Here is a 12456-nt window from a genome sequence, read left to right on the forward strand (position 1 = left end):
GCCATCAGCCTTCCTTCCAGTGGGTGTAATCATGGACCAGTTCTTCTACTAGTGTTTCAGAAAATGTACGGTTCTCCCAGATTTCAACAGATTTAACAGCCTGTCCAACCAGCATCTCTAGACCATTCACAGCCGGTTTGCCTTGGTCTTTCGCCTGCTTGAGAAAAGTGGTCTCGAGGGGGTTATATATCAGATCAATACAGGCATTAAAACGGGTAATCGTTTCTGCCGTAACAGGTGAGGCTGACATATTAGGGAACATGCCGACGGGTGTTGTATTGATAAGGTAATCGCCTTTACTATCAGACAACTCGTCATACGTCTTATAGGTTATAAGGCTGTTTTCCAGAACAGCTTTAGATGAACGGGAAACGAGTGTAATCGATTTTGCTCCATGATCCTTAACATATTGTACGACCATTTTAGAGGAGCCGCCGGTGCCCAATATGGTGACGTGGCGACCGTTCAAATCCCAGTTTCGACGTTTGAATAAGAGGCCGAAACCTTCATAATCCGTATTGAAGCCTTTCAGATAACCGTTAGTATTCAGTATTGTATTCACTACCCCCAAATTTTCTGCAGTAGGGTCGATTTCATCCAGGAAGGGGATGACGGTTTCCTTATACGGGATCGTTACATTCGATCCGCTGATCGACAAAACCCGAAGACTGTTAACAGCTTGTTCTACTTGATCGGCTGGAACAGGGAAATTTTTATAAGCAGCATGTGTGCTGGTTCTTTTATAAATCGTTTTGTGTAATTGTGGTGATAAACTGTGTGTCAGTTTTTCTCCAATCAGTCCATAAAACTTCATTTGGTCACCTCGTTTTTCTAAAAGTATAAACAACTGGTTCGGTAAAAAGCAAATCATAGTTAGGCTATTGTCCTACTCTATTAGAGTGTAACATGAGAGGTAAATGATAAAAACAAGTATTATTTTTAATGTATTCCTTGACATTCATTTTTTTACTTGCTAATATTGTGAGCACAGTTAGTTAATGGCTGAAACAGTTGAGGAGTGTTATTGATGAATACACAAAAAAATAACTTAATGACCCCACAATTGAATCGTTATTACTTTAGCTTCTTTAGGAAAATCTATGGAGGCTAGAGCACTTTAAGCTGTTTTCAAAACAGTGCCCCCATAGATTTCAAACGAAATCGAATGGGCGCACACTTATAAAACTAAGCAACACTTTATATATGTGATTTTAACCAACGCTGCATTCGATTATCTTAAACAAGATAACCGTGTGCAGCGTTTTGTTGTGTCTGTAGGAATTTTCAATTCCTTTACAGACACAATATCAGAGGAGCGTAGCGACTGTGAGTCCTTAAGAAGTCCGTTAGAATTTTCAATTCTTACGGACAAAGTATGAGAGGAGCGCAGCGACTGTGCTTTAAAGCACCAAGTTAGACGCACATCAATCAGTCAAACTAAAGTAAGGAGCATTCAAACATGGAAGGTAGCAGTGACAGCCACTTTACCAAGCGACACCAGTGGAGGGGATTAGATGATTATTCACACGTTAGGGCCCGAAAGTACCGATAGTTACGCGGCAGCCAAAACATTAATCAATTCAGAAGAGGATGATATCGTTGGGTATCCGTCCTTTGATACCATTTTACATGAACTTGAAAATCTTAAAGGAGATTGCGTGTTATTTCCTGTCGCTTTCCAGAGTGCGAGACGATCATATGGGTGGAAAGAATTTAATTATGATCACTGGGAACAAATAGAACTTATGCAGGTTTTCGCTAAGAAGACGAAGCCAATGGTTCTGATCAGAAATAATGCACGCAGAGAGAACAGCGCCATGATCCATCCGGCAACGACTATATTTTTACAGAAATATCTGCAACAGGAGAAAGAAACGATTCCGATCACCTATACAGATAGTAAAGTGAAGGCATGGACAGCCTTTCAGAAAAAAGGCTTGAAATATACCATCATTAGCGAAGATATTTACGACAAAGAAAAATGTGATGATTATCAATTGATCGAGCGTTATGAACCGGAAATGGTCTGGTGCTTGTATAAAATAAAAGATGAAGAGGAGAAAATAAAATGATTATTGTATTAAAACAGGGAACAGGGTCAAAAGCAATTAAGGACATTACAGAAAAAATTGAAGCACAGGGGGTATCGATCAGTCACTTCTCAGATGTGAAACGTGATTTTCTTGGCGTGATCGGAGATACGACTGGTTTGGACACGCATAGAATTCAGGCCCGTCCGGAAGTCGAGAAAATTGTCCGAGTAGAAGAACCATACAAGCGTGCTAACCGTAAGTTCCACCCGGAGAATTCAGAAATTCAAGTGGGACAGGAAACAATTGGTGGACACAAGCTGGGAATCATCGCAGGACCGTGTTCAGTAGAAAGTGAAGAGCAGATCATCAGAGTCGCTAAGCAAATCAAAAAAGCCGGTGCAAACTTCCTTCGTGGAGGAGCATTCAAACCGAGAACCTCTCCTTACAGCTTCCAGGGTCTTGAGCTTGAAGGGTTACGCATGCTTCAGGCTGCTAAAGCAGAGACAGGTTTACCAATCGTTACTGAACTGATGTCAGTGAAATGGATAGATGAATTTGTAGATTCTGTTGATATGATTCAAATCGGTGCACGTAACATGCAGAACTTTGATTTACTGAAAGAAGTAGGCAAAACGAATAAACCAGTGTTGCTGAAACGTGGGTTGTCTGCAACATACAAAGAATGGTTGATGTCAGCAGAATACATCATGTCTGAAGGAAACGAGAACGTTATTCTATGTGAACGTGGAATCAGAACCTTCGAAACAGGGACACGTAACACACTTGATATTCAGGCAGTCCCAGTCATCAAAAAACTGTCTCACTTGCCGATCATAGTGGATCCAAGTCACGCAGGTGGCATGTCTTACCTGGTTGAATCAGGCGCTAAGTCCGGTATCGTTGCTGGAGCAGATGGTCTGATGATCGAAGTGCATAATGATCCTGAAAATGCATGGAGTGATGGCGAACAGTGCCTGACACCTGATGAATTCGGTCTGCTGATGGAAAAAGCACAGAAACTCGCTGAAGTGGAAGGGCGCTCTGTACCGTTGTCAACTGAAGTATCCACTCACTAAGGAGTTAATCAGATGAATGAAATTCACATTGAAGTGCCTCAGGAAAGAACAGATTACACTATAAAAATTGAAAAAGGCCTGCTCCATAGTGTGGGCGAAGAACTGGTTGATATGACAAGAAGTAAACGAGTCGCTATCGTAACCGATAAGACTGTTCATCATCATTATGGTGAAACAGTAGAAACTCAGTTAAAACAGTCTGGTTTTGCAGTTCACTCCATCATTTTAAAACCGGGTGAGCAGACGAAGACTTTTGCTTCTATGCCGGGTATATACAGTGAACTGATCCTTGCCGGAATCACGAGAAGTGATGTCATTATCGCTCTTGGTGGAGGAGTAGTCGGAGATATTGCAGGATTTGTGGCAGCTACTTTTCTGAGAGGGATTGATTTTGTTCAAATACCGACCTCGCTGCTGGCTCAAGTCGACAGCAGTGTCGGAGGAAAAGTTGGCGTCGATCTGCCGGAAGGGAAAAATCTGGCAGGCGCCTTTTATCATCCTAAACGGGTCCTCATTGATCCGGATGTGCTCGGTACTTTATCTGATCACTATTTCTCAGATGGAATGGCGGAAGTCATCAAATACGGCTGCATTAAAGATACAGCATTTTTCGACAAACTGACTCAAATGGATTCAAGACAAAAAGTCATGGCTGATATAGAGAATGTGATTGATACCTGCTGCAGAATCAAGCAGGAAATGGTTCAGCAGGATGAGAAAGATAAAGGTATCCGTATGCTGCTGAATTTTGGACACACGCTGGGTCATGCTATCGAAGCCTACTATAATTACCAGTCGATCACGCATGGTCATGCGGTAGCGATCGGGATGGTGACTTTAACAGAAATCGCTGAGTCAAAAGAGCTGACGGTAAAAGGAACGGCTGATAAGATAAGGAAGTGTCTGTCAGGCCATTCATTGCCACACAGCTTGAATGATCCTGACGCCTATGATGACATTTTACCTTATATACAAAAAGACAAGAAACAGCTGAACAATCAGTTGCATATTGTTACTTTAAATAAGATGGGGGAAGCCGTTACGCATCAGACAGATGTCGGGTTTTTCGATCAGTTAAAAATAGGAGGACAGATAACGTGACTCACTTACAGCTTGAACCAACAAAAATAGCGGGGACAGTCACTGTTCCTCCTTCAAAAAGTCTGGCGCATCGAGCAGTCATCTGTGCCGGTCTGGCGAATGGACGCAGTACCGTTAAAAATATCCAGTACTCTGATGACATCAAAGCGACTGTTCAAGGCCTACGTGAAATGGGTGCTGGTATTACAGAAGAAGAGAATTCCCTAGTGATTGATGGAATCGGACTGAACGCAAAAGACAAGCGTCATAATAATCACTCTGCACGCACGATTGATGCAAATGAATCGGGATCAACACTTAGATTTCTAGTGCCGGTCGCTACATTGTTTGAAGGGAAGACCCGTTTTATCGGAAGAGGGAAGCTAGGGCAGCGGCCACTCACGCCTTATGAAGACTTGTTTAATTCACAAGGACTACTCTTTGCTGCAACCAATACGGAAACGCTGGATTTGACAGTCGAAGGGCCTCTGTTGCCTAAAACAGTTGAACTTAGAGGAGACATCAGCTCACAATTCATCACTGGTTTGTTAATGACGATGCCTTTTTTGGATGGCGATTCTGAAATAAAAGTGACGACACCACTTGAATCCAAGGGCTATATCGATTTGACACTCGACGTTTTCAACACATTTGGATTAAAAATTCAAGTCGAAGAAGAGGGTCAACTATATAAAATACCCGGGAACCAGTCGATTAAAGCGGCAGACTATACTGTTGAGGGGGATTACTCTCAAGCAGCCTTTTTCCTGAGTGCGAATGCTTTAGGGAATGCGGTTGATATTAAAGGGCTTAATGAGGAGTCTCTTCAAGGAGATAAGGCGATTCTATCAATTATTGATACACTCAAGCAGGACACGGACCGCGTCATAGACGGGTCTCAGTGCCCGGATATCATTCCAGTTGCGGCATTAGTTGCAGCCTTGAGTGAAGGACAGACACGTATCAAAAATCTGGAACGTCTGCGAATCAAAGAGAGCGACCGTCTGGAAGCGACTCAAAAAGAACTCGAAGCTATCGGAGCAGACATTAAAATAGAACACAACGATTTGGTAATCAAAGGGGTGGCGTCATTAAAAGGCGGAACAACCGTCTGGAGCCATAAAGACCACCGGATGGCCATGATGCTTGGCATTGCTTCAACACGCTGCGAGCAGCCGATTATCATTAAAGACACTGATTGTGTCGCAAAATCATACCCGGATTTCTGGGCTGTATTTAAAACATTAGGAGGAAAGATAAATGAGCGGCATTTGGGGTAAACAGCTGGAACTATCGCTATTCGGTGAATCACACGGAGATGCGATAGGTATTACGATCAATGGATTAACACCTGGACTGAAAATTGATATGGATAAAGTACTCGTCGAAATGGCGAGACGGGCACCAGGTTCGAGTGAATTGACCACACCACGTAAAGAAAAAGACTTACCTGAAATCTTGAGTGGCTTTTTAGATGGAAAAACAACCGGCGCACCGCTGACGGCTATCATTAGAAATACCAACACACGATCTAAAGATTACAGCCTACTCAAAGACGTCATGCGTCCGGGGCAAGCAGATTATCCTGGTCGAATGAGGTATAAAGGGCACAATGATCACCGTGGGAGCGGACACTTTTCTGGTCGAATTACAGCGCCGATAGTCTTTGCCGGAGCTATTTGTAAGCAGTGGCTGGAACAGAAGGGTGTAACCATCGGATCTCATATCCAGTCCATTGGGTCAATAGAAGATGACCGCTTTTCAGACCAGAAAGAAGTCACACTAGAACAAGTCGAAGCCTTTAAAAAAGAACAGCTACCTCTTTTCAATAAGGAGAAAAAGCAGGCCATTCACGACTTGATTATAGAAGCAAAAGATGAAGGCGATTCAGTAGGCGGAGTTGTTGAGACGTTTGTACTGGGGATTCCAGCCGGTTTTGGAAATCCGTTCTTTGATTCAGTAGAGTCCACACTGGCACACCTTGTTTTTTCCGTTCCTGCCATCAAGGGTATAGAATTCGGAACAGGATTTGACATCACGAAACTTAAAGGCTCTGAAGCCAACGATGAATACTACTACGATGAAAACAATGAAATCAAAACGCGTTCCAATAACAACGGGGGAATTATTGGCGGTATCACATACGGTATGCCGATCGTCTTCAGATCAGCGGTCAAGCCTCCAGCTTCCATCAAGAAAAAACAGCAGACAATCAATGTCAAAGAAGGAAAGAATGCTGAGCTGGAAGTCGAAGGTCGCCATGATCCCTGTATTGTCCCCCGAGTACTGCCTGTTTTAGAAGCAGTGACCGCAATTGGACTGACAGATCTGATGCTAGGTGGGAATTAAATGACGGAACTAGATAAGTATAGAAAAGAAATTGATGAAATAGACCAGGAGTTGACGACCCTTTTTGAAAAAAGACTGGAGACAGTTTTAAAAGTGGGAGAATATAAAAAGACACACGACTTACCCATTCTGGATTCTAGTCGTGAAGAGGCCGTTATACAAAAAAATACTGAGCGGTTAAACAATAAAGCATATGAACAGGAACTGTCAGACTTTTATAAAGCCTTAATGACTATTACAAAAGAAACCCAACAGAAACTGATGACTGAAGAATAAACTAACTGGACTAAAAAAGACACGTTTGATCACCAATAAGTGATCAAACGTGTCTTTAGTCTTATAGCACAGTTTAAACGTACGGGTATTCTATAATTTCCATATCATTTTCGTCAATTGTAACGGCAGTAAATGCATCTGCATTATGGAACATGCGCCTGCACTCTTCGCTTAAACGAATTAGTTTCAGAGATTTGCCACGCTCTTCATAGCGTTTAGTCAATGAACTGATTGCTTCTACAGCGGAGTAATCCGACACTTTTGCATATTTCAAATCTAACACAACTTCGTCTGGATCCTGGTCTATGTCAAAGATATCTCTGAAATTCAGTACAGATCCGAAGAAGATTGTTCCGTTGATTTTATACGTTTTTTCGTGATCGCCAGTTTTTTCAACATTGGCATAGATAACTTTTCCTTTTTCCCAGGCGAAGATCAATGCGGATACGATAACACCGACAATGACAGCGGTAGCTAAGTCAGCGAAAATAGTAATAACAGATACCACTAAAATAACTAAAATGTCTTGTGCTGGCACTTTTCCTCTGTAGCGCAGGCTTTCCCACTTGAATGTCCCGACTACGACCATGAACATAACGCCAACCAGTCCTGCTAGAGGAATGGCATTGATGAAGGCTGAACCGAACATAATGAAAAACATTAAAGAAGAAGCAGCGACTAGTCCTGATATACGACTGCGTCCACCGGATTTGATGTTGATGATTGATTGACCAATCATCGCGTCCCCGCCCATACCCCCAAAGAAGCCGTTAACTAAATTGGCCATGCCTTGGGCAACTATTTCTTTATTGGTGCGACCTCGCGTGTTGGTCATCTCATCGATCACCTGTAAAGTCAATACGGCTTCTGCCAAACCAACTAGTCCACCTATAATGGCATAAGGGAATATGATACTAAGGGTCTCAAAATTGATAGGCACCATTGGAAGGTGGAAACTTGGAAGCCCACCGCTGATTTCCATACCTGCGAAGTCCTGTACATTCTGTAGATGGAAACCAAAGCGACCAAGAACAACAGCGATGATCGTCATGACAATGATAGCAATCAAACTGGATGGAACAGCTTTAGTCAGTTTAGGGACAAAGTGAATCATTAACATAGTAAACAATACAAATCCCAACATGATGGCGATTTGTGGCCCTGGAAGCCAACTCGACTGAACGACTTCTGACCCGTTTACAGTAGTGATCTGATTCGTTTTGAATAAATCCCACTGAGAGAAAAAGATGAGAATGGATAAACCATTCAAAAAGCCAAGCATAACCGGATAGGGAATAATCCGAGCATACTTGCCTAGCCGAAGGACTCCAATCAATATCTGGATGATTCCCATAAGTACAACGGTAGCGAATAAGTACTCAAGTCCGTGAGTTGCGATCAGTGAAGCGAATACGACGGAGATAGCTGCGGTTGATGAACTGATCATTCCAGGTCTACCTGTAAAGATAGCAGCTACGAATCCGATCATGACTGCAGTTTGCAGACTCAATATCGGACTGACGCCTGCGACGAATGCAAAAGCGATTGATTCTGGAATCAATGCCAGGGCAACGGTTAGTCCAGAAAGGAAGTCGTCTTTCAGTAATGTCTTGTTATCTTTCAGCAATTGTTTCAATCGAAACGGGCTGAGATTTTTTTTATCTATAAATTGCATGGGTTTCCTCCTTTTTTCTATGCCTTGTTTTTACAAAGCTCACAGTTAAATAGTCTACCATAATATTAGCGAATTGCCCATATCAAATAGGTAAGCAACAGGCTTTTTTTGAAAACAACGCTTACATTATGTACGTTTTTTGTCTATGGTTAGTTCAATGTTCGGATGTGAGCATAGTGATCTTTTCCATTAAACACTAAGAAGCCAGACAAGAGTGATCTTGTCTGGCTTCTTTTAACTTAGTATGCTCAGATCCTAGCGAAACTGACCTTCACCAAAAATAATATACTTTGATGACGTTAATTCGGGCAATCCCATCGGTCCACGTGCGTGAAGCTTCTGTGTGCTGATGCCTATTTCTGCACCGAAGCCGAATTCGAAGCCATCAGTGAAACGAGTTGAAGCATTAACATAGACAGCTGCAGAATCCACTTCACGGTGGAATCGTTGACCAGCGAAATAATCAGTTGTGACAATCGCTTCCGAATGACCAGTGCTATAGCGATTGATATGGTCAAGCGCCTCATCCATAGACGAAACGACTTTGACAGCAAGGATGTAATCGAGAAATTCTGTTTCCCAGTCTGTTTCAGTCGCAGGTACAGTATTTTTGAGTATCTTTTCGGCTTTTTCATCCGCGCGCAGTTCGACTGACCATTCGGATAAAGCCTGTTCAATGACTGGCAGGAATTCGGCTGCGACATCTTCGTGAATTAGCAGCGTTTCGGCTGCATTACAGACAGAAGGACGGTCCGTTTTGGCATTGACGATGATGCTTTTTGCCATTTCCAGCTGAGCGGTCTGATCGATGTACACGTGACAATTTCCTGTTCCTGTCTCAATGACTGGGACAGTTGCGTTTTCGACCACTGCTTTGATTAGATTAGCTCCCCCTCTTGGAATCAGGACATCCAGGTAGCGATTCAGCTGCATCATTTCTTTAGCAGTTTCCCTTGAGGTGTCTTCAAGTAATTGTATTGCGTCACTTGGAAGGGAACTTTTCTCCAATGAGTCGCGCAAGCTTTTAATGATGGCTTTATTGGAATTGAAAGCTTCTTTGCCTCCGCGTAAGATGACAACGTTCCCTGACTTGAAGCACAAACCGGCCGCATCAGAGGTCACATTAGGACGCGCTTCATAAATGATTCCAATCACGCCTAAAGGAACGGACTGTTTGCCAATTTTAAGACCAGCTTCGTTCGTCCACATGCTGTCGACTAGACCAATTGGATCAGGCAAAGCGGCAATATCTCTAAGGCCCTGTGCCATTGCTGTGATGCGCTCTCGAGTTAAAGTCAGACGGTCAAGTAGAGAGTCGCTGATGCCGGCGTCTTTAGCCTGTTTAGTATCCAGTTTATTTGCTTTAACGATAGCATCTACTGACTCAAGCAGTCCATCAGCCATCAGTTCGAGTGCTGTATTTTTTTCTTTTGCAGACGCCTGAGCGAGCTGTCTTTCAGCTTGTTTGGCGTTCTGGCCTAGTTCAATAAGTGTCTTCATATAGAGTTTCCTTTCTATTAATCAGCGGCTCTTTACTGAGAAGAGAAGAGCGTGCCGATATGTTCGCCGGACAAAATACGGAAGAGGATAGACAAGTCTTCTCCACTAGCCAAAATCATGTGTTTTTTGGCTTTCAGTACGATTTGTGCAGCGTTCAATTTAGTGATCATGCCACCTGTGCCGAACTTTGTGCTTGAATCCTGAGCGAGGGCCAGAATATCTTCGGTAATATCAGTAATCGTATCAAAACGAGTCGCATCGGTATGCTTCATCGGATTTTTATCGTAAAAGCCGTCAATATCAGACAGCATGACAAGCAGATCAGCGTCCGTCAGTTCCAGAACGATAGCAGATAGTGTATCGTTGTCGCCGAAACGAGTCAAATGATCCAGCTCTTCAACCGATACCGTATCATTTTCGTTAACGATCGGAATCACATGTTTAATCAGGAGCTGTTCAAAGGTATTAACCGTATTTTTTCTGGAAACAGGGAAATCTGTGACGTCTTTTGTCAGCAGGACCTGACCGATCTGATGACCATAGTGGTAGAAGAACTGACTGTACAAGCTCATCAATTCCGTCTGGCCAATGGAAGCAATGGCCTGCTGTTCAGGAATCGTTACAGGTCGCTTTGTCAGGCTCATGCGGGCAAGCCCGACACCGATAGCACCAGAAGAGACTAGAATCACTTCTTTCCCCTGATTTTTCAAATCGCTTAAGACGAAAGCTAGTTTTTCCATCTGTTGCAGGTTTATAGCGCCATTAGGGTACATGATCGTACTGGTCCCGACCTTAATGACGATGCGTTTGCTATTTACTATTGAGTGTCTAATGTGTTCAGTCATGAGTTCATCCAATCCATTACATAATTAATTTGAAAAGGTAACAAGGGTTCGCTAACTTTTAAATAGTATAACAAGTTATGTTTGGAAAAGCTAGATTTCAAGGTGAACTATCCGATTCTAAGCGCTATTTCAAGTGTAAACAGAGCATTGTGATGTAGTTTAGGTTTTTAAATTTGCTCAACTAAACATATCGTGTGTGTATTTTGAGTATAGGGTTGCTTGAGATCCTTAAACTACAGTTATAATCTCAGCTGTGTAGTTGGGAGCCTGCTGATCTGATTAAACTCGATTAGTGTCTTGAGATTATGGAGTTCAGTCTACTGAGAGAGACGTAAACTGCACTATAATAAAAAAGCAGACAGCACTGTCTGATAAGGACGGTGCTGTCTGCTTGCGATAGTTACTGCTGTAAGTGATCGAGAGAGTATTCGTAAATAGATAATTCGACCTGTGAACCTTCTGGCGTCTCTTTTAAAGCAAAGTAGCCTGAAAAGGTGGTGCTCATTGAGTCTATATCAATGACTTGAAAGAGGGGGCGACTCCTGTCTTCGGAATAATCGTCTTCATAGGCATAAATATGATGATCGACTAGATGAAGACCCTGATTGAACGTGCGGTTGTAGTAATCCACCTGTATTCTTCCTATAGTAGGTGTGGCCATTTCAGTAGTTCCTAATTCAGTTAAGGATTCATCATCAAAGGTCCATTCATTCCACTGAATCTCTTCCCCTAAATCATTTCCTACTAAAATAGTTTCTGCTTCACTTAAGACAACAGTCTGTCCTTCCTCAAATGAAGGGATTTCTTTAACAGCCTGTGTCTGTGTATCGTAAACATAGTAAGCAGAAGCGGTATGGTCCATTACTTGGCCGTACTCATCTGTTTTGCCTGCTAACAAGGAGCGAAAAGGGATGAAGCGTTCCGTTTTAGTCTGTGAAGAGGAGAACTGAATATTATCTGATTCAACAGAAAGTCCGAGATTAATGACGGGTGTCAACTCTTCTTCAGGATCAGTCAAATCAACTGAATAAATGAGCCAGTCAGTATCCAGATTCTCATCAGCAGCTTGAGTGACGATCGTAATAGACGGGTAGTCAACATAAGCAGCTATGACAGTGTGGTAAGATCCACCGGTTAAAAGGGTCTCGTGTGCCTGCTCTTCGCCAGTTTCTTTATCCAGGACACTGATTGAGAGGGTGTTATCTTCGTACTGTCTCCAGTTTACATCTGATTGCATAGCTGTATACAGAAGGTAATCGTCTGTTTCAGTAAAATGATCGGTCACTCGTGTTTTTCCTCTCATGAAAGAGCGGTAATCTTCAATATACCGATTGATTGCTGAAGAAAAAGTATAATCCATTCTTTGGATAACGGATTGATTGTCAATGTTTTCAAATTCACCGTTTTTGAACTCATAGCTTGTACTTCTGTTATAACTGGCATAATCGTATATATTTGCGACGGTATGTAACAGGTCTAATTCTGCACTGTCACCTTCTTCGGTTACGAGTTCAATCTCTGGAGCACCAGATTGAGCCTGTGCCTGATAAATCGAAAAGCCAAATAAGATAATCAAGCAAAGCGCAACGATGCTGATTAATTTAGAATATTTAGTCATCTAT

11 protein-coding genes are annotated in these 12456 nt (G+C 42.6%); 6 read left to right on the forward strand and 5 right to left on the reverse strand.

Translation table 11 applies throughout. The features are described from left to right. Nucleotides 1–4: 4 nt before the first annotated feature. Nucleotides 5–814 (reverse strand): shikimate dehydrogenase family protein, encoded by an 810-nt coding sequence (locus tag CLV38_RS07880; protein ID WP_106193738.1) that lies wholly within the window; start codon nt 812–814, stop codon nt 5–7. Between the two features lie 700 nt (nt 815–1514). Between CLV38_RS07880 and CLV38_RS07885 the strand changes: the two genes are divergently transcribed. The 6 genes from CLV38_RS07885 to CLV38_RS07910 are packed head-to-tail and all read left to right on the forward strand — an operon-like array spanning nt 1515 to nt 6814. After that, the gene (locus CLV38_RS07885) at nt 1515–2072 is read left to right on the forward strand and encodes a hypothetical protein (protein ID WP_106193741.1); all 558 of its coding nucleotides are present in this window, start codon (nt 1515–1517) and stop codon (nt 2070–2072) included. Continuing rightward, complete coding sequence (aroF, locus tag CLV38_RS07890; protein WP_106193743.1) at nt 2069–3109, forward strand: 3-deoxy-7-phosphoheptulonate synthase; 1041 nt, start codon at nt 2069–2071, stop codon at nt 3107–3109. Before CLV38_RS07885 ends, aroF begins: the two co-directional genes overlap by 4 nt. A 12-nt stretch (nt 3110–3121) precedes the next feature. Further along, entirely contained in the window at nt 3122–4210 is a 1089-nt protein-coding gene (aroB, locus tag CLV38_RS07895) for a 3-dehydroquinate synthase (protein ID WP_106193746.1), read from the forward strand. Continuing rightward, nucleotides 4207–5469: a 3-phosphoshikimate 1-carboxyvinyltransferase gene (aroA, locus tag CLV38_RS07900; RefSeq protein ID WP_106193748.1), complete on the forward strand. Its 1263-nt coding sequence runs from the start codon at nt 4207–4209 to the stop codon at nt 5467–5469. Before aroB ends, aroA begins: the two co-directional genes overlap by 4 nt. After that, on the forward strand, nt 5450–6538 hold the full coding sequence (gene aroC, locus CLV38_RS07905) for a chorismate synthase (protein WP_106193750.1): 1089 nt from the start codon (nt 5450–5452) through the stop codon (nt 6536–6538). The genes aroA and aroC overlap by 20 nt, the downstream gene beginning before the upstream one ends. Then, nucleotides 6539–6814 carry a chorismate mutase gene (locus tag CLV38_RS07910; RefSeq protein WP_106193752.1) on the forward strand — a complete coding sequence of 92 codons (276 nt, stop codon included), beginning with the start codon at nt 6539–6541 and terminating at the stop codon, nt 6812–6814. 73 nt (nt 6815–6887) lie between these two features. On the opposite strand, the gene CLV38_RS07915 is transcribed toward CLV38_RS07910, so the two are convergent. The 4 genes from CLV38_RS07915 to CLV38_RS07930 all read right to left on the reverse strand — a co-directional run bounded on the left by CLV38_RS07915 (nt 6888) and on the right by CLV38_RS07930 (nt 12452). Continuing rightward, the gene (locus tag CLV38_RS07915) at nt 6888–8489 is read right to left on the reverse strand and encodes a SulP family inorganic anion transporter (protein ID WP_106193754.1); all 1602 of its coding nucleotides are present in this window, start codon (nt 8487–8489) and stop codon (nt 6888–6890) included. 255 nt (nt 8490–8744) lie between these two features. Then, the gene (locus CLV38_RS07920; RefSeq protein WP_106193756.1) at nt 8745–9989 is read right to left on the reverse strand and encodes a glutamate-5-semialdehyde dehydrogenase; all 1245 of its coding nucleotides are present in this window, start codon (nt 9987–9989) and stop codon (nt 8745–8747) included. 32 nt (nt 9990–10021) lie between these two features. Beyond that, nucleotides 10022–10822 (reverse strand): glutamate 5-kinase, encoded by an 801-nt coding sequence (gene proB / locus CLV38_RS07925; protein WP_106193800.1) that lies wholly within the window; start codon nt 10820–10822, stop codon nt 10022–10024. Nucleotides 10823–11234: 412 nt separating this feature from the next. Further along, the gene (locus CLV38_RS07930; RefSeq protein WP_106193758.1) at nt 11235–12452 is read right to left on the reverse strand and encodes a hypothetical protein; all 1218 of its coding nucleotides are present in this window, start codon (nt 12450–12452) and stop codon (nt 11235–11237) included. Nucleotides 12453–12456: the final 4 nt, after the last annotated feature.

The sequence above is a fragment of the Alkalibacterium olivapovliticus genome (genome assembly GCF_003003275.1).
Taxonomy (GTDB): Bacteria; Bacillota; Bacilli; order Lactobacillales; family Carnobacteriaceae_A; genus Alkalibacterium; species Alkalibacterium olivapovliticum.

Bases quoted from the DNA above. Each gene is read 5' to 3' on its own strand.
- CLV38_RS07910 (WP_106193752.1), top strand. From the start codon at position 6,539: ATGACGGAACTAGATAAGTATAGAAAAGAAATTGATGAAATAGACCAG.
- CLV38_RS07915 (WP_106193754.1), bottom strand. From the start codon at position 8,489: ATGCAATTTATAGATAAAAAAAATCTCAGCCCGTTTCGATTGAAACAA.
- aroB (WP_106193746.1), top strand. From the start codon at position 3,122: ATGAATGAAATTCACATTGAAGTGCCTCAGGAAAGAACAGATTACACT.
- CLV38_RS07880 (WP_106193738.1), bottom strand. From the start codon at position 814: ATGAAGTTTTATGGACTGATTGGAGAAAAACTGACACACAGTTTATCA.
- CLV38_RS07885 (WP_106193741.1), top strand. From the start codon at position 1,515: ATGATTATTCACACGTTAGGGCCCGAAAGTACCGATAGTTACGCGGCA.
- aroF (WP_106193743.1), top strand. From the start codon at position 2,069: ATGATTATTGTATTAAAACAGGGAACAGGGTCAAAAGCAATTAAGGAC.
- aroC (WP_106193750.1), top strand. From the start codon at position 5,450: ATGAGCGGCATTTGGGGTAAACAGCTGGAACTATCGCTATTCGGTGAA.
- CLV38_RS07930 (WP_106193758.1), bottom strand. From the start codon at position 12,452: ATGACTAAATATTCTAAATTAATCAGCATCGTTGCGCTTTGCTTGATT.
- CLV38_RS07920 (WP_106193756.1), bottom strand. From the start codon at position 9,989: ATGAAGACACTTATTGAACTAGGCCAGAACGCCAAACAAGCTGAAAGA.